The sequence below is a fragment of the Clostridium sp. genome (assembly GCF_051656525.1).
Lineage (GTDB): Bacteria > Bacillota > Clostridia > Clostridiales > Clostridiaceae > Clostridium.
In genome coordinates this window covers 1-1479 of sequence record NZ_JBOGCC010000045.1, presented here as the reverse complement: position 1 = coordinate 1479, position 1479 = coordinate 1, and the positions used below count along the sequence as shown (strand labels likewise).

3 protein-coding genes are annotated in these 1479 nt (G+C 27.4%); all 3 read left to right on the top strand.

Annotation, left to right across the window (positions count from 1 at the left end; genetic code table 11):
• Positions 1 to 296 (top strand): hypothetical protein (locus tag ACRDDY_RS01405; protein WP_438563181.1); only part of this gene is annotated, 296 nt, incomplete at its 5' end.
• 17 nt (positions 297 to 313) lie between these two features.
• Entirely contained in the window at positions 314 to 964 is a 651-nt protein-coding gene (locus ACRDDY_RS01400; protein WP_438563180.1) for a GIY-YIG nuclease family protein, read from the top strand.
• A 300-nt stretch (positions 965 to 1264) separates the two neighbouring features.
• The coding region (locus ACRDDY_RS01395) for a BRO-N domain-containing protein (RefSeq protein WP_438563179.1) at positions 1265 to 1479 on the top strand (215 nt) is incomplete at its 3' end.

Genomic DNA, 1479 nt, shown 5'->3' with positions numbered 1-1479 from the left:
TAAGTACAATAGTAGAGGAAACAAAAATATCAAAGCCAACTGTAATAAAGATTATTTCATTTTTTGAGGAATTTGGATATGTATTGACAAAGAAAGGAGATAGATCATTTTCAACTAGATATTTCTTTCCAAGGGAACTCCTTTATGAAGATGAGTTAACACTTGAATATGCTAAGAGGGTTGTGGAAGAGGGAGCTGATTGGGTTGGATATTACAATAAGTTCATACTACCTTATAGGAAAAGTAGAATAAAAACAAACAAAACAAATGAAATTGAAAGTTCTTTACCATTCTAAATAAAAGGAGAGTTATTATGAAAACAAGTGGAGTTTATGCAATAAAAAATGGATTAAAACTATATATAGGATTTTCAAAAGATATACAAAAAAGAATTAAATCACATGAATCAGCGCTTAAAGCAAACAAACATAAAAACATGTTTTTACAAAATGATTATAATGAAAACAATAAAAACTTTGAATATATAATACTTGAAGAAACCGAAGATAAAAAAAGAGAAGGAGAGATAATGAATGTAATGTTCAAAGAGGGGAGATTTTTATACAATTTTGTAAATTCTTTGAAAAATGGTACAACAATTAGTAGCAACTTTGCAAACTTGAAAAGATTTTCATTTTCAATTATAGAATATTTGGATAATCTTAAAAATATTAAAACCATTGAAGATTTAATAAATAAAGGAATAGTGACAAGCATTGAAGGTGATTGTTATTTGTTATATGATAGTTTTGGTGTTAGAATAGAAAATAAACAATTTGATTTTCTTGTTGTAGAAAAAATACTTGAAGAGTGCATTTATTTAAATTACAAACATACATTTGATTATTTTGGAAAAGATGAGTTATCACTAAAACGCATTGAAGAGATTTGCAAGTATTATAATAAAAAGTATATAAGAAGAGATGAAGCATTGGAGTATGTTATATCAAACCTATCTTTTTGACCACCTAATAAGCTCATACAGACGTTTTAATCATTCACTTGACTAATTATATGGGTACATTTGTCAGCCACCTTATAGGATAAAATAATGCAAATAAAAAGTGGTTGACACTTAATCAAGCATATGATATAATATATATATATATAAAACAAAAGAGGTGGTTGTTATGGATAAAACCAAAAACCACATTAAACAGTAATGAACAAAATTTATTGTGATTTAATTAAACCATGGTGGCAATTCAATCACAATATTAGTAATCAGTAAAATACCACAAGGGTAAAGAAAGGAATAAATGATATGAAAAAAGATTTAATGGTTTTCAACAATGAAGAGTTTGGTGAGGTTAGAGTTGCAAAGATTGGAGACAAGGAATGGTTTGTTGCTAAAGATGTTGCAATATCACTTGGATATTCAAATCCTCAAAAAGCAATTAGAGACCATTGTAAAGGGGTGAACGAAATAGAAACCCCTACAAATGGTGGTATTCAAACACTTAAATACATTAGTGAAAG

Coding starts and splice junctions, on each gene's coding strand:
- ACRDDY_RS01400 (WP_438563180.1), top strand. CDS start 314: ATGAAAACAAGTGGAGTTTATGCAATAAAAAATGGATTAAAACTATAT.